Consider the following 17,833-nt stretch of genomic DNA (forward strand, 5'->3'; position numbering starts at 1 on the left):
ATTGAATATCCTGGATGTTTTCATAGTGGTTTTTTTGGCTTTGGGCGCCTATAGCGGCTATAAGGAAGGATTGTTTATCGGTATTCTTTCCATTGTTGCCTTTATTTTTGGGGTGATCCTTGCTTTTCATTTTATGAATTGGGGAGCGGACCTACTTGCCAAACATGTGGATGAGATGACTTTCCTGCTGCCTTTTATGGCTTTCATTTTGATATTTTTGGGAGTGATCCTGATTATCCGCAGCTTGGCTTTTTTGGTAAAAAAAACGATAGATTTTACCATTCTCGGTTCGGTTGACAATGTGGCTGGCGGGATTCTAGGGTTTTTCAAAACCGTATTCATCCTAAGTCTTTTTATATGGATTGCAGGTGCCTTCGATTATTCCCTCCCTAAAGATTGGACAAAAAACTCCGAAACGTACAATTACATAAACCCGATTGCTCCTGTGGTCATCGAAGCTGTCGATGACTATACCCCTATTTTCAAAAACACCATTGCCTCAATTCAGGAATTGGTGAAAAAAACCGCGGATGGTCTTACTGATTGACAACTTTGATTCATTTTCCCATGTTCTTGCCGATTATTTGAGACAAACAGGGATAGAATTAGAAATAGTAAGGAATGATGTTGAATTGAGGTATCTCACTTCAAAATCCTGGGAGGCCCTTATTCTTTCTCCTGGCCCGGAGTCTCCTTCAAAAGCCGGAAACCTGATGAAAATCCTTGGTTGTTATGTAGGCAAATTACCCATTTTGGGAATCTGCCTTGGACATCAAGCCATTGGAGAATATTTTGGGGGCCAATTGCGAAAAAGTGAAAAGCCAGTACATGGGAAGGTACATACTGTTTACCGGACTTTTGACCATGAAATTTTAAAAGGATTGCCGGAGAGTTTTGCGGTAACGAGGTATCATTCCCTGGAAATTAAAAATATCCCTGAATGCCTTCAAGTCCTTTTGGTAACCGAGAAAGGAGAAATCATGGCAATGACCCACAAGACTTTGCCCATCCTCGGTATACAATACCACCCTGAAGCTTACCTCACAGAGTTTGGAAAAGAAGTGATAGGTAACTGGCTCCATTTTTGTAAAATTGATTTCAAACTTGTTTAGGTATTTTTAAGTATTTTTTAGTGCTTTCAAACTTGTTGCCTTTTCACAATGTTTTATATTTCGAATCCTATTTAATATATTTAGTGCATGCAGGCCTACGAATTTATCAATAACCTTATTCCTCCATTAAAACTCAGTGACAAGGTGCGACTTGCTTTGAACTGGATGGAGGAAATCCGGACAGACATCCTCCCGGTGGTTGATGATAGCAGGTTTATGGGTTTCGTTACGGAGGATTTGGTTTTTTCGATCAATAATCCCGAGACAAGGATAGCAGAAGTTTCTCTTGAAAATATTTCTTGTTTTGTATACCAGGACAAGCATATATATGATGTGATCAAAGTAGCCTCAGAATACCATTCCAATATGATTGCGGTGGTGGATAGAGAAAACAATTATATTGGTGTCGTGACCATGGAGGACGCTATCAGCGCGTTTGCGGACTCCCTCTCTATCCAATCCAATGGTGCTGTCTTGGTTCTTTCCATGAATATGACAGATTACAGTCTATTCGAAATCGCCAGGGTGATCGAGTCCGAAAACACCAAAATACTAAGCAGTTTTATATCAAGTGACCCACTTGATGACTCCAAAATAAAATTGACACTGAAATTGGATAAAACAGAACTCAGACATGTCAAAGCAACCCTAGAGCGTTTTGGCTACCGGATTCTCGACCATTTTCAGGAAGAAGAGGGCATCAGCGGGGAACAGGAACGGATTGACAACCTTTTCCGATTTTTACAGATCTAATCCCTATCCCTTTATGAAAATCACATTGCATGGGATAGATGTTCAAAAAGAGTTTCTTCCGCAGATAGGCATTCTTTTCGATATCCTCAAGAAAAGGAATATCGACATCAACCTGACTGAATCGCTACTCAAGTCACTCAAAAGAAATGCATTCCAGACAAAAGGTTTGAAATCGGTCAATCAAAAAGAATCGATTAAAGAATCTGACTTTGTCATTTCTATTGGTGGGGACGGCACCTTGTTGGATACTGTTTGTTTGGTGGGAGAAAATGAGATTCCAATTCTAGGAGTCAACACGGGCAGGTTGGGTTTTTTGGCTACCGTGGCAAAGGAAAATATTCAGAACAGTATCGAAGAATTGGTCTCAGGGGCTTTTTCTGTGGAGTCAAGATCCCTTCTAAAGCTTGAATCCGATGTCCCCCTTTTCAACGGACTCAACTTTGGCCTGAACGAATTCACCATCCACAAGCGGGATACATCTTCAATGATAACAGTACATACCTATATCAATGACCTGTATCTCAACAGCTATTGGGCAGATGGATTGATTATCGCGACTCCGACAGGATCAACAGGCTACTCTCTGAGCTGTGGCGGGCCGCTGATTACACCGGGAGCAAGAAATTTTGTCATCACCCCCGTCAGCCCGCACAACCTAAATGTACGTCCGATAGTAGTGTCGGATGACAATGAAATCAGCTTTAAAATCGAGGGACGTAGCGAGAAGTTTCTTATTTCTTTGGATTCACGGTCTACGCCTATAGATGCAACAGTAAAATTGAAGGTAAAAAAAGCTGAATTTTCAGCAAAATTAGTCAAATTCTCTTCCTACAGTTATTTCGATACACTTCGTCAAAAACTCAACTGGGGATTTGATATGAGAAATTAAATGTATGATTACTCTTTTTGAGTAGGTAATCTCCAATGAAACAGGGGTTTATGGCAATTATGCTTATTATAAGCCTTCTGTATCATTAACAAAAATTAACCCCGTAAATACTTATATGGGTTTTTATATCGTTGTCTAGTTCATAAATTGCATCGTCTTGAAAAAGAATAAGTTTTGGATTTTGTCTTGGTCATTTATTGTGGTTTCTCTGGCTTTTTTAAAGCCTGAAAATTCAATCGCACAAAAGTATGACGCAGGCGGAGGACTTGGAGTAGCCACCTATTCGGGTGATATCATCAGGCGACTCGATCCAAATCAGATCGGACTTCAGGGGACGTTGTTTGGCAGACGAAATTTTGACAATGTATGGTCGCTCCGTGGCGGATTATCATTTGCTAGGCTCAATGCAGCAGATAGCATCAATCCCATCGATCCGGTAATGGCATACAGAAATGCGGGATTCAACGGATCTTTGTTTGAAGCTTCCGTGGTCATGGAGTATCACTTCCTTGATTTTACAAACCCCTACGCCCAATTCAGATTTTCTCCTTATGGATTCTTGGGATTGGGATTTGCAGGTTTTGTAGGCAAAGGCAGAAAATTTGAAAATGACCCCAATCCTACAGGCTACACTGTAGGAACACCCGTTATTCCTTTTGGTATCGGTATCAAATACAAACTTTCTGATCGGTGGATCCTTGCTGCTGAATTTGGAGCAAGGGCAACATTTACTGATGCGCTTGACAAGCTCTATGGGGAAGAACGTTTCATTTCCCGCTTTCCGGATCCTAACAATCCAAGTATCTTGACAGGCTATAACTATGGCAATTACAGTGACAAAGACTGGTATTACTTTTTAGGCGTGACCCTCAGCTACACTTTCAGCTCAATAAAATGTTATTCTTATTAATTTCTACCAAAAATAGAATATTGAAAAAGAAATAGCATTTTTGTACCTCCAAAAAACGAAGGCCCTTTCGTATGCCTACGAAATGAAAGAATCATTAGACAAAGAAAAAATCCCCCACCACATCGCTGTTATCATGGATGGCAATGGACGTTGGGCCCAACAAAAAGGGGCCATGAGGATTTTTGGCCATAAAAATGCCATAAATGCCGTAAGAGATTCCATTGAAGGTTCTGCCGAACTAGGAGTAAAATACCTGACCTTATATGCATTTTCGACTGAAAACTGGTCAAGACCAGAAGATGAAGTCAGTGCATTGATGGAGCTGCTTGTAGATACCATCTCAGGTGAAGTCCCCAATATGATGAAGAACAACATCAGGCTCCTGACTATTGGCGATACGGATAGTCTTCCCAAAAAAGCAAAGGAAAAACTGAAAGAAGCGATCAGCATGACAGCCAAAAACACCGGCCTTTCGGTGGTGTTGGCCCTGAGTTATAGCGGAAGGTGGGAAATCCAAAATGCAGTCAAATCAATTGTCAAAAAAGTAGAAACAAAACAACTCAACATTGAAGATATTACGCAGGAAGTGATCGCTGCGCATTTGAATACCAAAGACATCCCTGATCCGGAACTTCTGATCAGGACAAGCGGAGAAATAAGAATCAGTAACTTTCTCCTTTGGCAATTGGCTTACACAGAGCTGTATTTTACAGAAGTGTTATGGCCGGATTTTAGAAAAGAGCACCTCGTAGAGGCCATTCTTGATTATCAAAAACGAGAAAGAAGGTTTGGCAAAACCGGGGCTCAGATTAAACCTTAATATTGATGAAAAAGAGTTTTATTATCCTTTGCCTTGTCATGTGGGTCCTTAGCGCCCAGGCCCAGATCCGTTTGGGACAAAGTCGCTATACCCCAGCCAAGCCTGTGGATATTTTAGAGTTGAATTATTCCAAACCCCAAAAATATAGGATTGCCGAAATCAAAGCCGTCGGCCTTACCACTTTGGATGAAGTAGCTATCATCTCATTGTCAGGATTAAAGGTAGATGATGTCATTTCAGTACCAGGAGATGCTACAGCCACCGCACTCAAGAGAATTTGGGGACAGGGAATCATTGGCGATGTAAAAATTCTCGTTACTAAAATTGAGGGGGATGACATCTACCTTTTGATGGAGTTGACAGAAAGACCGAGATTCAGTAGGGTAGAATTTTCCGGTGTCAATAAAACACAGGAAGGTGAGCTAAAAGATAAAATCAAAATCCGGGGTCGGGTTGTACGAGATGATGTATTGAACACTTCCCAAAGGAATATCCGCCAATACTTCGTGGATAAAGGCTACCTCAATACCGATGTCAAAGTCATTCAGGAAAGGGACACCACCCTTCCAAACAGTGTAAAGCTGAGATTTGAGGTTGATACAAAAACAAAAGTCAAAATCAATGAAGTGAGGGTTTTTGGTGCCGAGGGCATCGATGCCAAAAAAGTGAAGTCCAAGCTTAAGAAAACAAAGGAACATCCCCGCATGTATCTCGGAAGAGATATTGCTTCAAGAATTACAAATACCACTCCAAAATCTGCGGCGGACGCAATTTTCCACATGAGCCCTGTTGAAGATGCCAAAGTCAAAGAATATATCAACAGGAATTTTAAACTCAATTTCCTCAATGCTTCCAAATTTGTTTCCAAGGAATTTAAGGAAGACAAAGAAAAAGTCATTGCCTATTACAATTCCAAAGGTTACAGAGATGCAGAAATCATTGCTGATTCGGTATATAGATTCGCTAACAATACAGTCAATGTAGACATATCCTTAGAAGAGGGTAAAAAATACTATTACCGCAATATCACCTTTGTAGGAAACTACCTACACCCAAATGCCGTACTTCAAAATCGTCTTGGAATAAGCAAAGGGGATGTTTACGATAAAGAAAAATTGGATAAGAGACTCAATTATGATCCGCAAAAAGGAGATGATGTAAGCTCACTTTACCAAGATAACGGATATTTGTTTTTCTCCATAGAACCCGTCGAAGTCAAAATCAAAGAAGATTCCATTGACATTGAAATGAGGGTATTTGAAGGCCCCCAAGTGACGGTCAACTCCGTCAATATCCAAGGAAATGAAAGGACTTCCGACCACGTAGTGATGCGGGAAATCAGGATTTTGCCCGGACAGAAATTCAATAGAAGTTTGCTTGTCAGGACTATCAGGGAATTGTCCCAATTGGGATATTTTGACCCTGAAAAGATTGAACCTGACATGCGACCAAACTATGAGAATGCGACGGTGGACATCACCTTCAAACTTGAAGAACGGCCAAATGACCAGATAGAATTGTCAGGTGGTTGGGGTGGATTCTTTGGATTTGTAGGTACTGTAGGTTTGGTTTTCAATAACTTTTCCTTAAAAAACATCGGCAACTTTGAAAAATGGAGACCACTTCCTGTGGGCGATGGACAGCGGCTATCTCTTAGGGTTCAGGCCAACGGCCGTTCTTTCCAAAACTACAGTGTTTCGCTTACTGAACCTTGGTTTGGTGGCAAAAAGCCAAATGCCTTGAGTTTCAGCTTGAACAGGTCTGTGCAGAGACAACTGGATTTTCGTAATCCCGGAGGCCAAGAACTCGGGTTTTTCAAGATTACCGGGGTGACTCTAGGGCTTTCTAAACGTGTAACCTGGCCGGATGATTACTTCATGGTAAGTACGGCGCTATCCTATCAAAACTACGATTTCTTTGAGTTTGGTAGGCAGTTTGGATTGTCATTTGCCACAGGAAAGCTAAACAGTATTGCGCTCAATACCACCATTGCGAGAAACAACGTTGATAGCCCAATATATCCAAGAGTAGGTAGCAATATTTCTTTGGTGACTTCCCTTACCCCACCTTATGCTTCTTTGAATCCAAATATAGACAGGGAATCTCCTGATGAGGAAAAATTCAAATGGCTAGAATACCACAAGTGGATGTTTGACGCAACATTCTTCACTCCTGTATTCGGATCTACCAAGTGGGTAATCAGTGCTAGGACACACATGGGATTCCTAGGTTCTTATGGAGACCGGATCGGGATCATTCCATTGGAAAGATTTGTGATGGGAGGAGATGGTATGAACATGAACAACTTTGCTTTGGGTCAAGAAATCATAGGACTTAGAGGGTATGAAAACCAAACCATCACACCGGGAAGAGAGTCAAGAAATGACCCAAACTCCACCGAAGGTTATGGTGGTATCGTGTACAACAAGCATGTCATGGAATTGAGGTTCTTGGTCTCTCCTAATCCTTCAGCGACAATATTCCTCCTTGGATTTGCTGAAGCTGGAAACAACTGGGGATCCTATTCAGAATTCAACCCTTTCAACCTGAAAAAATCTGCAGGAGTTGGTGCAAGGATCTTTATGCCCGCCTTTGGACTCCTTGGATTGGATTGGGGGTATGGATTTGATAATGCTCCCGGTACCAATAGGCCTAGCGGCGCCCAATTCCACTTTACCATCGGACAACAATTCAGATAATGGTGAAAAGACCGATTATATTACTAATTTTGTGCACGCTATTTGGCTTGACCCTGTTTATCTCGCCGGTGGAAGCCCAAAAGTTCGGGTATATCGACTCTGAATATATCCTAAACAAGCACCCGGATTACCGACTGGTTCAGGATGAATTAACATCTATTAGCAATCAGTGGAAAAAAGAGGCACAGGATTTGGAACAGGGAATCAAAACCATGTATGCCAACCTCAAAGCAGAAGAAGTATTGCTGACAGAAGAAATGTACCAAGAACGTTTGGTTGCCATCAAGGAGAAGGAAAAAGAAGCTGTCGCTTTCAACAATAGGGTTTTTGGGATCAACGGACAGTACTACCAAAAACAAGCTGAGTTGCTCCAGCCTTTACAATCCAAAATCTATGATGCCATAGACAGGGTTTGTAAAAGAAACAACTTGGTAATTCTGTTTGACAAAGCTGCTGGGCCACTGATGATCTACACAGACCCCAGACATGACTACTCAGAATTTGTATTGGAAGAATTAGGAATAGAAAACAAATAAATTAAATCAATAACGAAAATGATGAAAATTAAAGTCGTCCTTTCCGCAATAGCACTCTTTTGCGTAGGATTCGTAGCCCAGGCCCAGGAATTGAAGATCGGCTATACCAATGTGGAATTACTGATGGACCTTATGCCGGAGATGGAACAAATAGCAGCTGATGTACAAGACTACCAAGCTCAGCTTCAAACCAACATCCAGACAAAAGCCCAGGATTTTCAGAGAAAAGTACAGGCTTATCAACAGGCTGCGCCGACAATGACTGAAGATGCAAGGTCTGCAAAAGAGCAGGAATTGCAAAAATTACAACAGGATCTTCAGAAGTATGAGCAAGATGCCCAGGTATCTTACCAAAACAAGCTTCAGGAACTTCTTGCTCCTGTTCAGCAAAAAGTCTTCAATGCGATCAATGCAGTAGCTGCTGAGAACAACTATTCTCACGTATTCTCTGAGTCTGCAGGTCAGTCACCGATCTTGCTTTACACCAGAGACGAAGACAAATTCACTGAATTGGTTTTAGCCAAACTAGGCGTTGAATTGCCTAAGGCTCCTGCTGCACCTGCAGGAAGATGATTTCCGTCAAACCAAAAAAATTTAAAACCTGTTTCGAAAGAGACAGGTTTTTTTGTATTTAAGGCCCAAACCCAAGACGGCCGACCAATCAGTCTTTAAATGAAATATTATGGCATGTGATCTTGGTGACAGAACCAGTTCAAGAATCAGTCTAAATTTGAGCAAAAACAAACAGTATCATGGCAAAAAAAAGTTCAAAGAGGTAATTCAACAATCTGATGAAGCTATTCTAGTAGACTTTTATGCGGATTGGTGCGGTCCCTGCCAGACCATGAATCCTGTACTTGAAGATGTCATCAGTGAACTCAACGGGAAAATAAAACTCTACAAACTCAATGTCGAAAAAAACCCACAAGTAAGCCTTCAGTTTGGAGTGCGTTCCATTCCGCATTATATATTATTTAAAAGGGGAAAAATCCTTTGGAGAAAAGGTGGCATCATGACCAAAAGGGAATTATTGCAAGCGATGAAGGGGTTTGTGGGGTAATGTCAATGGAATGACCCAAAGCTAATTACAGATTTTTTGATTTGCTTGCTCGGCAATAATTAATCCAAACTCCTTGGCCATACTCAGATTTTCGCAGGCAGCTATATCATTGCCAAGTTGATGATAAGTAAGTCCTCTTTGATAATAAGCCTCTTTGAAATCTTGTCTGTGGTAAATTGCCAAGGTATATGCACCCAGCGCCAAGTCATATTTTTTTGCTTTATAATAAATGTTCCCTTTTCCAAAGTGTGCATTTGGCTCCATTGGGTCTATTTGGATCACTTTTTCGTAGTCGGCAAAAGCGCTATCGATCTGCCCCATTTTTTCCAAAACATAGGCTTTGTAAAGTAAGGATTCTATATCGTCTTCATCTGTATTCAGTGCTTTTTCGAAATCAGCCAAAGCTTCTTTCCATCTTGAAGCTTTGAGCCTTTGAAAACCTCTTTGCTTATAAGAGGAGGCAAATTCAGGCTCACCGCTTATGGCATTGGAATAATATAGGTCGGCCCCATCTAAGTCCCCTGAAGCTAAAGCGATCTCTGCCAAATATTGGTTGGCAAGTGGATGGTTAGGATTTAGCTTTAGCGCAACCGTGAAATCCTCTTTTGCTTTGTCCAATTGGCCATTTTTTTGGTATGCCCTACCCCTATTGAGAAAATAATCCGGATTCCAAGGACGAAGTTCTATGGCTTGGTCAAAGTATTCATTTGATTTTTCGTAATCATCCATTGCAAGATAGGCAAGTCCCAGATATTGGTAAATGTAATCCTTGGCTGCACTCTGCTGACTCAGTATTCCCGTAATTCCGGTTTGGAAAGCAGGCTTTTGGTACAAGATAGTAGTCGTCTCCCTTGGCGGTAAATGAAGCAACTTTTTCAAATCCTCCACGGCTAGGTCATATTGCTTGATCTGATACCTAAGAATACCACGAGCGAAAATTCCCTCAGTATGGACAGGATCCAGTTCCAACAAAATACTGTAATCGGTCAATGCCCCGGTTTTGTCCCCAGCTCTTTCCCTTACTATCCCCCTGAAATAATAAGCTTCGACAAAATAAGGTTTGACCTGAATGATGTCGGACAAAATCGCATAAGCCTCAAGGTAATCCCCAGATTCTGACAAACCCATTGCCTCCTCCATTTTCAGGTCCAAGTCCTCGTATTGAGCCATTGTCTGAAAGGAAATCACCCAAAGCACTACCAAAAGAAAATGCCTCATTGTCTTCATACTATTGCTTTTTCAATTAATGGGATTTCTATACTTCGACAATCTAAAAACGACCAAGCTAAAATCAAAATTCACTTATGCTTCGAAAAAAAATTTACTTTGACAGAAATCAGAAAAGCAATCAAGGCAAAAACCAAGGTGAAGCTATCAATCATTTTTTCCTCAAAGTCAATTCCTAACATCCTTTGAAAGAGATAACTGATGTAGGAATTTGGTAAATCCCGAACTCCTAACTTTCTAAGAACGCCCCAATGCCAATCTGTCAAGGGACAATATCCCCAACCATACCAGATCCCAAGAATTACCCATGATCCCAATGTCAGGGAAATAACAGCCAAATGCCATTTTCGAAGCGGTTTCCAAAGCCAAGCAAACAAATTGAAACAAATCAACAGGGTATGGAATACCAAAAAGAAATAATCTGCTAACCTTAACAATTCACCTGACATAGCAGAAATCTAATAAATTATTCTACAGCTCCAAACTTCAGGGCAGCTATTGCCTCCACAGACATTAAATGAACATCTGAATTGCCTTCCGATCCCGACCGCATAAGTGGTAACTTGACTCCGGAAAATATAATCTTTAGCCTGAAATACCCAACAAATACCTGTCCAAGGACAGGAAGGCCTCCAAACTATGGAAGAATATAAAGTTACCCCCCATGGAGGGTATATCCATGTTTAAAATTTTCAAATTTGGGCCAAAAGAAAAAAATTAAAGGAATTCCTTCTTTTTTTTCTTCATCAATATCGGAGTAAAATCTTGATTGCATTTGAAGGAAAGAGGAAAAAAGATATTCAATCCCGCGTTTTTTACTTTTCTTTAAATATACAGGCATATTTATTGCTTATCTTTACAACTGGGAAAAGTTAAAAATCGAGTAAAGAAAGTTATAAACACCAATTTCCATGAGACAAAATCTTACCTATCTAGCACTATTCATTTTTTTATCGACTCCCTTGTTTGCTCAACAAACAGATTCGGTCAGCTTGTCTAATAACGGCAGCATCAGCAGTCAGTTTGATTTTCTCATGAAATCATCCAACAACTACCAAGACTACAAAGTCATCAAAAAGACAAGCATAGAAAAATTCAAATCCAATGTCATCGATTCGCTGAATGTGTTCAAAAACCAATTGGTCACCGTCAATCAGAACCTTGCCGATCAACAAGCTAAAATATCCGGACTGGAAAAAGAAATTACAGACACCAAAGAACTGCTCACCACAGCTGAAGTGGCAAGAGATAATTTTGAATTCTTTGGAATGCCGATATCCAAATCCGCATATAACAACCTCATGTGGACTATTGTTGCTGTATTGACAGCAGCCTTTCTTTTTTTCCTTTTCAAATATAGCCAAAGCCATAAGCTGATTTCCAAGGCTCAAAAAGACCTTGCCGACACACTTGAGGAATTTGACCAGCATAGAAAAAATACCCTCGAAAGGGAACGCAAGCTCAAAAGAGAACTTGTCGATGCCATGAACGGAAAAATCAACTGATACCAAATAATCAAAAAAAATCCCGCTGAGAGTAATTTCAGCGGGATTTTTTTTGTCCGAAAAATATTAAGTCAACAAAATCAACAACAACAGGATGATGATGATCGCGCCAACAGACAGGTAAACACCCCCACCCATTTGCTTGGCTTCAACTTTCATATCCTTCAATTCACTTTTTACTTCTCTTCTTTCTTCCTTGCTCATCTCAGAGAAATCCATCGCTTTGATTTCTTCCACCCTCATTTCAATTTCAGAAAGTCTCACCTTTTGTTCTGGAGAAAGTTCCTCTTTCTCATTTTTGTTGGATGCAGCAGATGCATTGACCTCAAATGCAAAAACCATTACCAAAAAAGACAGCGCATACATTAACTTTTTCATGTTGATTGAATTTAAATTGATTTCTTAAGATAATTTGAATTTAAAATTATCTATTCAAAATTCAATAATTAAGCCAAATTAGAATTTTCACACAGGAACTTTAAGTTTGGGCATTCCACAGGTTTTTGGATCCTAAGGTTTGATTATTATTTGTAATTTAGCCATTCTATAAAAATCAGATTTTCTGATTCAACTTGTTTATACCTCAACCCAATTACCTCATGTCCCCAAAAGGAGATAAAAAACTTTTCTTGCTAGATGCCATGGCCTTGATTTACAGAGCCCATTTTGCCTTCAGCAAAAATCCCAGAATCAATTCCAAAGGCCTCAACACAGGCATCATGCTTGGGTTTACCAATACCCTTCTTGAAGTTTTGGAAAAGGAAAAACCTACCCATATCGCCGTAGCCTTTGATACCAAAGCCCCCACCTTTAGACATGTACAATTTGAGGCTTACAAAGCCAACCGCCTCGAGCAGCCTGAGGACATTGAAGTAGGCATTCCATGGGTCAAGAAAATCGTGGAAGGATTTAATATCCCCATTTTGGAAATGGATGGTTTTGAAGCCGACGACATCATCGGCACCATTGCCAAAAAAGCGGAGAGAACAAGTTTTGTCGTTTACATGATGACCCCAGACAAAGATTATGGGCAGATTGTAGAAGATCATATTTTCCTTTACAAACCGGCCTTTATGGGCAACGGTGTTGATATCATGGGGCCAAAGGAAGTCTGTGCCAAATGGGACATCGAGCATGTGGACCAAGTCAGGGATATTTTGGGGCTGATGGGAGATGCGGTAGACAATATCCCCGGAATCCCCGGAATAGGGGAAAAGACTGCAGTAAAATTTTTAAAGGAATTTGGTTCTGTAGAGGGATTGCTTCAGAATACAGACAAACTCAAAGGCAAGCAAAAGGAAAATGTGGAGAATTTTGCCCAACAGGGATTGCTTTCCAAGGAACTCGCCACCATCAAAATCGATGTTCCTGTGGCTTTCGACGAAGTCGCCCTTCGCTACGATGGACCAAATGAAGAGAAGTTAAAAGCCCTCTTCTCCGAACTTGAATTCAGGACATTGACCCAAAGGGTATTTGGGGAAAAGATGAAAAAAGCTCCGGCCAAAGCCAATGAGCAGTTGGGATTATTCGGACCGGTGGATACAGGTAAGACCTTTTCCTCGACGGCCGACGAAGAACTGACTGAGGAAGAAGTTCCGACAGCAGAAGTCCCACAAGTCTATGACAGCATCCTCACTACGGCAAATGATTACCATAAGGTAGAGGGAGAAACAGCCATCAGGGAATTGCTCTCTTATCTGGAGCTTCAGGATGAATTCTGTTTTGACAATGAGACTACCTCACTCAATCCAAATGAGGCCGAATTAGTCGGACTTTCCTTTGCCTATGTTCCCGGTGAGGCATTTTACATTCCTTTCCCTTCGGATCAGGAAAAAGCGAGGAAACAACTTGAGCTTTTCAGAGGGATTTTTGAAAATGAGAACATCACCAAAATAGGTCAGAACATCAAATACGACATGCTTGTATTGAAAAACTACGGCATGGAAGTCAAAGGCAAACTGTATGACACCATGCTTGCCCATTACCTGATCGAACCTGAAGGAAAGCATTCCATGGATTGGCTGGCACAGCAATACCTGAGCTACAAGCCGGTATCCATCGAATCCCTTATCGGCAAAAAAGGTAAAAACCAGGGCAATATGCGTGATGTGGAAGTGGACGAAGTGGTCGCTTATGCTGCAGAAGACGCAGATATTACCTTGAAGCTAAAGGAAAAATTTGATCCCATCATCAAAGCAAACGGGCTGGAAAAATTGTTTTTTGAAGTCGAAAACCCGCTGATTGAAGTCCTTACCGACATGGAATTTGAAGGGGTAAAAATAGACACCGAAAGTTTGGCAGAGCTCTCCATTCTCTTGGAAGACGAAAGCAAAGTCATCGAAAAAAGGGTTTATGAATTGGCAGGGGTTCGGTTCAACCTTGCCTCTCCAAAACAGTTGGGGGAGGTGCTTTTTGAAAAACTCAAACTCGATCCCAAAGCCAAAAAAACCAAAACCGGGCAATACGCCACCGGAGAGGAAATTTTGAGTAAGCTTGCCGCCGAGCATGAAATTGCTGAAGCCATCCTCGAGTACCGTCAGATGGTAAAGCTGAAGTCTACCTATGTGGATGCTTTGCCCACCATGATCAATCCAAAAACCGGAAGGGTCCATACGACATACAACCAGTTTGTGGCCGCCACCGGCAGGCTTTCCTCCATCAATCCCAACCTGCAGAATATTCCTATTCGGACTGCACGGGGCCGGGAAATCAGGAAGGCTTTTGTGCCGAGAGATGAAAACCATGTGATCCTTTCTGCGGATTACTCGCAGATAGAACTCCGTATCATGGCGGCGTTTTCACAAGATGCCTCCATGATCGAAGCTTTCAAACAGGGCAGGGATATCCACGCCACGACAGCGGCCAAGATTTTCAAGTTGCCTTTGGAAGAAGTGACAACAGACATGAGAAGAAAGGCCAAGACGGCCAACTTCGGGATCATTTACGGTATATCGGTGTTTGGCCTCTCCCAGCGCTTGGCAATCCCAAGGTCAGAAGCCAAGGAAATTATAGATGCTTATTTTGCGGAATTTCCGGCAGTGAAGGAATACATGGACGGTGCTATCGAAAAAGCCAGAAAAAACGAGTACGTAGAAACTATTCTTGGCCGCCGCCGCTACCTGCGTGATATCAATTCCCGGAATATGACCATGCGTAGCTTTGCAGAGCGGAATGCCATCAACGCCCCGCTGCAGGGTTCAGCCGCCGACCTGATCAAAGTCGCGATGATCAATGTCTACCGATGGATGAAAAAGGAAAAACTCAAATCCAAGATGATCCTTCAGGTGCATGACGAATTGGTCTTTGACGCACACAAGGACGAGGTGGAATTGCTCCAAAGAGAAATCCCCAAACTGATGTGCAACGCTGTCAAAATCGATGTCCCCCTCGAAGTCGAAACCGGCGTGGGGAAAGATTGGCTGCAGGCACATTAAGGAGACATGAGATGTGAGACGTGAGATTTGAGATAGTTTCTACGAAAAGTTTGAATTTCTATTTCCAATAAAAGTGAATCGGTGATCAATGTCTTTAATTCACAAAAAAACCAAAACCAAACATTCCAAATTCTTACAAACTAATAATTAATTCACAAGAAATCTGTCTCTTGTCTCATGTCTCAAATCTCACGTCTTGAGTCTCACGTCTTGAGTCTCACATCTCACGTCTCCTAAAAAATGGCTAAAACAAAAACCACCTTCTTCTGTCAAAACTGTGGCGCACAAAGCCCCAAATGGATCGGGAAATGTCCCGCTTGTGGGGAATGGAATACCTATGTAGAGGAAGTCATCCAAAAGGAAGAAGCCGGCAAGGGAAATTGGAAAGCTATAGGATCGAGAGAAAAAAGGGCCTCCACACCCAAGCGCCTGTCTGAAATCAACTTTGAGGAGATGCCGAGGACGGTGACCCATGATGCCGAATTGGACAGGGTCTTGGGCGGAGGAATCGTGCCGGGTTCGTTGGTGTTGATCGGGGGTGAACCGGGTATCGGGAAGTCAACGTTGATGTTGCAGATAGCGCTATCGTTGCCAAAAGTAAAAGTACTTTACGTCTCGGGAGAGGAAAGCGAGGCCCAGATCAAGATGCGTGCCGAGCGGATGGCTTTCAAATCGGACAATTGCTACGTGCTGTCCGAGACAAATACCCAACAGATTTTTCAACAGATAGAAATCCTTCAGCCTGACCTATTGATCATCGATTCGATCCAGACATTGCATAGCCAATATGTGGAATCGGCAGCGGGGTCAGTTTCCCAAGTTCGGGAATGCACGGCCGAGCTCATGAAATTTGCCAAGGAAACAGGCGTGCCGGTCTTTCTGATCGGGCACATCACCAAAGACGGTTCCATCGCAGGCCCCAAGGTCCTCGAACATATGGTGGATACAGTTCTCCAATTTGAAGGAGACAGACACCTCTCCTACCGGATTCTCCGGACTTCCAAAAACAGGTTTGGTTCTACCAATGAGCTCGGGATCTATGAAATGCGTGCCGAAGGCTTGCGGCAGGTGGCCAATCCCTCAGAGATTTTGCTGACGCAAAGGGAGGAAGTCCTCAACGGTGTCGCGATCGGTGCCATGCTCGAAGGAAACCGCCCACTTTTGATAGAAATCCAATCTTTGGTCAGTCCGGCTACCTATGGTACACCACAACGGAGCAGTACAGGTTTTGATGCAAAGCGGTTGAATATGCTTTTGGCAGTCCTGGAAAAAAGAGGGGGAATGCGCTTGGGCCAGCAGGATGTTTTCCTCAATGTCGCCGGCGGGATGCGTGTAGACGACCCGGCATTGGACCTTGCGGTTTGTGCCTCTTTGGTATCTTCTTATGAAGACAGTCCCGTTCCGGAGGACATTTGTTTTGCAGGAGAAGTAGGATTGGGAGGAGAAATCCGGGCGGTAAACAGGATTGAAAACAGGATCGCGGAGGCAGAAAAATTGGGATTCAAAAGGATCATGGTTTCCAAATATGCCATCAAGGGATTGGATGTAGACAAGTACAGGATTCAGGTTATTGCAGTGAGTAAATTGGAGGAGATGTATCAGAGGTTGGTGGGGTAATTTGATTATCCAGGTCCTTTGCGGTAAAAGAAAAAATATCCGACGCGGAGCCGCAGAGCAATCAAATGATGAATTTAGATTGAAGGATGATGGAAAAGGGATGAAGGATGATGGATTTAGAATAAAAAATGTTGAATGCAGAAGGAACGAGGCGGTATAATTTAGGACGGAAGTGTTTTTCTTTGAGCCCTTCATGACCCCTGTGGTAAATATTCTCACCGATTTTTCTTTGCGTAGGTAAATTCCATGCAGCCCTGAAAGGGCGAAACTTGTCGAAGGAATTATTCCGCCCCTTCAGGGCTCCCCAAAATCCAGACACTCCTATGGATGGGCTGCACCCATCCCTTTGGTATCCCGCCCTTTCAGGGCTTGAACCTGGAAAAAAACGCTGTGTTTTTTATAGCCTTGACCCTTGTGGTAAAGAAGTTTTAACCACTGATGAACTCAGATTTTCGCAGATGATGAGAGGTAAAATTGGTCAATCTTGACGGAAACGATCGTAAATGTTTTGACAAGAATCCAAGGTGAATTTCTTAGGGGCTTTTTCTTTGCGTTTTTGCGCCTTCACGGGACATTTTACCGCAATGATCGCAACAGTCTTGATAAGAACGGAGGTGTAGGACTTGTACAGAATCTACAGTAATATTATTTAGATTTACCAAGAAAAAAATGGCAAAGCATCCCACAAAGTTCATTGCCTCCATAGAGGAAAATGAAATCGCTAATATCCTGAATATCGCCCAAGCCCTTGAAAGCAAAGGTTGTAAAATCACCAATATCCTCTCTTTTACCGGGGTAATCTGCGGGGAAACTGACGGAGATGAATCCAGCCTTCAGGATCTGAAAGTGAAAGGCATCAAGTACATTGAGGAAGACGGAGAGGTCAAGGCTTTTGGGGGATGAGGTTTGAAGGATGAGATTCGAAGGAGGAAGGATGAGGTGGGGAGAGGTAAGAGGTGAAAGGTTAGAGGTCGGGAGGTAGGGAAGTCGGGAGGTTGGGGGAGTCAGGATGTTTTTAGGAAAGAATTTGGAATAAGTAAGAGGTGATAGGTGGAAGAAATGACCGATGACCGATGACGGATGTTTTGAAGGATGAGATTCGAAGGAGGAAGGATGAGGTGGGGAGAGGTAAGAGGTGAAAGGTTAGAGGTCGGGAAGTTGGGAAGTCGGGAGGTAGGGGGTTCAGGAAGTTGAGAGGTTGGGAAGTCAGGATGTTTTTAGGAAAGAATTTGGAATAAGTAAGAGGTGATCGGTGGAAGAAATGACCGATG

General features: G+C 42.3%; 17 protein-coding genes. 14 read left to right on the forward strand and 3 right to left on the reverse strand.

The genetic code is table 11. From position 1 onward, the window contains the following. The first annotated feature begins 1 nt into the window (after position 1). The 10 genes from MMU07_RS03305 (at position 2) to trxA (ending at position 8,779) form a co-directional block, all read left to right on the forward strand. Complete coding sequence (locus MMU07_RS03305) at positions 2–547, forward strand: CvpA family protein (RefSeq protein WP_241124410.1); 546 nt, start codon at positions 2–4, stop codon at positions 545–547. After that, positions 531–1,112 carry an anthranilate synthase component II gene (locus MMU07_RS03310; RefSeq protein ID WP_241124411.1) on the forward strand — a complete coding sequence of 194 codons (582 nt, stop codon included), beginning with the start codon at positions 531–533 and terminating at the stop codon, positions 1,110–1,112. Before MMU07_RS03305 ends, MMU07_RS03310 begins: the two co-directional genes overlap by 17 nt. 87 nt (positions 1,113–1,199) lie before the next feature. After that, the gene (locus MMU07_RS03315) at positions 1,200–1,865 is read left to right on the forward strand and encodes a CBS domain-containing protein (RefSeq protein ID WP_241124412.1); all 666 of its coding nucleotides are present in this window, start codon (positions 1,200–1,202) and stop codon (positions 1,863–1,865) included. A gap of 13 nt (positions 1,866–1,878) precedes the next feature. Continuing rightward, positions 1,879–2,754 carry an NAD kinase gene (locus MMU07_RS03320; RefSeq protein WP_241124413.1) on the forward strand — a complete coding sequence of 292 codons (876 nt, stop codon included), beginning with the start codon at positions 1,879–1,881 and terminating at the stop codon, positions 2,752–2,754. A gap of 157 nt (positions 2,755–2,911) precedes the next feature. Next, the gene (gene porG / locus MMU07_RS03325; RefSeq protein ID WP_241124414.1) at positions 2,912–3,664 is read left to right on the forward strand and encodes a type IX secretion system protein PorG; all 753 of its coding nucleotides are present in this window, start codon (positions 2,912–2,914) and stop codon (positions 3,662–3,664) included. 82 nt (positions 3,665–3,746) lie between these two features. Then, on the forward strand, positions 3,747–4,484 hold the full coding sequence (locus MMU07_RS03330) for an isoprenyl transferase (protein WP_241124415.1): 738 nt from the start codon (positions 3,747–3,749) through the stop codon (positions 4,482–4,484). A gap of 5 nt (positions 4,485–4,489) precedes the next feature. Continuing rightward, positions 4,490–7,183, forward strand: a complete 2,694-nt coding sequence (locus MMU07_RS03335; protein WP_241124416.1) for a BamA/OMP85 family outer membrane protein — start codon at positions 4,490–4,492, stop codon at positions 7,181–7,183. Beyond that, positions 7,183–7,719: an OmpH/Skp family outer membrane protein gene (locus tag MMU07_RS03340; protein WP_241124417.1), complete on the forward strand. Its 537-nt coding sequence runs from the start codon at positions 7,183–7,185 to the stop codon at positions 7,717–7,719. Before MMU07_RS03335 ends, MMU07_RS03340 begins: the two co-directional genes overlap by 1 nt. Positions 7,720–7,737: 18 nt before the next feature. After that, entirely contained in the window at positions 7,738–8,292 is a 555-nt protein-coding gene (locus MMU07_RS03345) for an OmpH/Skp family outer membrane protein (RefSeq protein ID WP_241124418.1), read from the forward strand. Positions 8,293–8,449: 157 nt separating this feature from the next. Next, positions 8,450–8,779: a thioredoxin gene (trxA, locus tag MMU07_RS03350; protein ID WP_255737181.1), complete on the forward strand. Its 330-nt coding sequence runs from the start codon at positions 8,450–8,452 to the stop codon at positions 8,777–8,779. Positions 8,780–8,800: 21 nt separating this feature from the next. Here trxA and MMU07_RS03355 read toward each other — a convergent pair whose 3' ends face one another. Together MMU07_RS03355 and MMU07_RS03360 are read right to left on the reverse strand one after the other, a co-directional pair. Beyond that, entirely contained in the window at positions 8,801–10,006 is a 1,206-nt protein-coding gene (locus tag MMU07_RS03355; protein WP_241124419.1) for a tetratricopeptide repeat protein, read from the reverse strand. Between the two features lie 71 nt (positions 10,007–10,077). After that, a complete protein-coding gene (locus MMU07_RS03360) occupies positions 10,078–10,455 on the reverse strand; it encodes a DUF2784 domain-containing protein (RefSeq protein ID WP_241124420.1) in 378 nt (125 codons plus the stop codon). 462 nt (positions 10,456–10,917) lie between these two features. Between MMU07_RS03360 and MMU07_RS03365 the strand changes: the two genes are divergently transcribed. Beyond that, positions 10,918–11,511, forward strand: a complete 594-nt coding sequence (locus MMU07_RS03365; protein WP_241124421.1) for a hypothetical protein — start codon at positions 10,918–10,920, stop codon at positions 11,509–11,511. 66 nt (positions 11,512–11,577) lie between these two features. Here MMU07_RS03365 and MMU07_RS03370 read toward each other — a convergent pair whose 3' ends face one another. Continuing rightward, complete coding sequence (locus tag MMU07_RS03370) at positions 11,578–11,889, reverse strand: hypothetical protein (RefSeq protein ID WP_241124422.1); 312 nt, start codon at positions 11,887–11,889, stop codon at positions 11,578–11,580. Between the two features lie 221 nt (positions 11,890–12,110). Between MMU07_RS03370 and polA the strand changes: the two genes are divergently transcribed. The 3 genes from polA to MMU07_RS03385 all read left to right on the forward strand — a co-directional run bounded on the left by polA (position 12,111) and on the right by MMU07_RS03385 (position 17,465). Then, a complete protein-coding gene (polA, locus tag MMU07_RS03375) occupies positions 12,111–14,945 on the forward strand; it encodes a DNA polymerase I (RefSeq protein ID WP_241124423.1) in 2,835 nt (944 codons plus the stop codon). Between the two features lie 240 nt (positions 14,946–15,185). Continuing rightward, a complete protein-coding gene (gene radA, locus MMU07_RS03380; protein WP_241124424.1) occupies positions 15,186–16,562 on the forward strand; it encodes a DNA repair protein RadA in 1,377 nt (458 codons plus the stop codon). A 669-nt stretch (positions 16,563–17,231) separates the two neighbouring features. Then, positions 17,232–17,465: a hypothetical protein gene (locus MMU07_RS03385; protein WP_241124425.1), complete on the forward strand. Its 234-nt coding sequence runs from the start codon at positions 17,232–17,234 to the stop codon at positions 17,463–17,465. The last annotated feature ends 368 nt before the right edge of the window (positions 17,466–17,833 follow it).

Origin of the sequence: Cognataquiflexum nitidum, from assembly GCF_022538055.1 — a bacterium.
Lineage (GTDB): Bacteria > Bacteroidota > Bacteroidia > Cytophagales > Cyclobacteriaceae > Cognataquiflexum > Cognataquiflexum nitidum.

What these genes read in the sequence shown, in the direction of transcription:
- MMU07_RS03310 (WP_241124411.1), top strand. Translation starts at nt 531, where the DNA reads ATGGTCTTACTGATTGACAACTTTGATTCATTTTCCCATGTTCTTGCC.
- MMU07_RS03315 (WP_241124412.1), top strand. Translation starts at nt 1,200, where the DNA reads ATGCAGGCCTACGAATTTATCAATAACCTTATTCCTCCATTAAAACTC.
- MMU07_RS03320 (WP_241124413.1), top strand. Translation starts at nt 1,879, where the DNA reads ATGAAAATCACATTGCATGGGATAGATGTTCAAAAAGAGTTTCTTCCG.
- MMU07_RS03330 (WP_241124415.1), top strand. Translation starts at nt 3,747, where the DNA reads ATGAAAGAATCATTAGACAAAGAAAAAATCCCCCACCACATCGCTGTT.
- MMU07_RS03335 (WP_241124416.1), top strand. Translation starts at nt 4,490, where the DNA reads ATGAAAAAGAGTTTTATTATCCTTTGCCTTGTCATGTGGGTCCTTAGC.
- MMU07_RS03340 (WP_241124417.1), top strand. Translation starts at nt 7,183, where the DNA reads ATGGTGAAAAGACCGATTATATTACTAATTTTGTGCACGCTATTTGGC.
- MMU07_RS03345 (WP_241124418.1), top strand. Translation starts at nt 7,738, where the DNA reads ATGATGAAAATTAAAGTCGTCCTTTCCGCAATAGCACTCTTTTGCGTA.
- MMU07_RS03355 (WP_241124419.1), bottom strand. Translation starts at nt 10,006, where the DNA reads ATGAAGACAATGAGGCATTTTCTTTTGGTAGTGCTTTGGGTGATTTCC.
- MMU07_RS03360 (WP_241124420.1), bottom strand. Translation starts at nt 10,455, where the DNA reads ATGTCAGGTGAATTGTTAAGGTTAGCAGATTATTTCTTTTTGGTATTC.
- MMU07_RS03365 (WP_241124421.1), top strand. Translation starts at nt 10,918, where the DNA reads ATGAGACAAAATCTTACCTATCTAGCACTATTCATTTTTTTATCGACT.
- MMU07_RS03370 (WP_241124422.1), bottom strand. Translation starts at nt 11,889, where the DNA reads ATGAAAAAGTTAATGTATGCGCTGTCTTTTTTGGTAATGGTTTTTGCA.
- polA (WP_241124423.1), top strand. Translation starts at nt 12,111, where the DNA reads ATGTCCCCAAAAGGAGATAAAAAACTTTTCTTGCTAGATGCCATGGCC.
- radA (WP_241124424.1), top strand. Translation starts at nt 15,186, where the DNA reads ATGGCTAAAACAAAAACCACCTTCTTCTGTCAAAACTGTGGCGCACAA.
- MMU07_RS03385 (WP_241124425.1), top strand. Translation starts at nt 17,232, where the DNA reads ATGGCAAAGCATCCCACAAAGTTCATTGCCTCCATAGAGGAAAATGAA.